Raw genomic sequence first — 284 nt, 5'->3', positions numbered from 1 at the left:
CGATCTTGAATTTCACCGATCAACAATTGGATAATACGCAAGCGTCTATTGTACCAGAAGGGCATTATTTCTTTATGGGTGACAACCGCGATAATTCAAGCGACAGCCGCGTTCCGCAGAATGCTGGTGGTGTTGGTATGGTACCGTTTGAAAATCTGGTTGGTAGTGCGGATCGGATTGTTTTCTCGTCGGCAGGGAAATCGTTGTTTGCATTTTGGACATGGCGCGGCGACCGTTTCTTTAAAGCGGTTGAATAACGCGACACTTGTCATGTGTGGTTTAAA

Annotated in this window: 1 protein-coding gene; it reads left to right on the top strand. The window is 46.1% G+C overall.

Going from position 1 to position 284, the window contains the following annotated elements; all coding sequences use genetic code 11:
• On the top strand, window positions 1-257 hold a 257-nt coding region (gene lepB / locus AB9F29_RS22400), incomplete at its 5' end, for a signal peptidase I (RefSeq protein ID WP_369757312.1).
• Between the last annotated feature and the right edge of the window lie 27 nt (window positions 258-284).

Origin of the sequence: Falsihalocynthiibacter sp. S25ZX9, from assembly GCF_041205405.1 — a bacterium.
GTDB lineage: Bacteria > Pseudomonadota > Alphaproteobacteria > Rhodobacterales > Rhodobacteraceae > Falsihalocynthiibacter > Falsihalocynthiibacter arcticus.
Note: the sequence above shows the minus strand (reverse complement) of the source record. Positions and strands in the feature narration are given on the sequence as shown.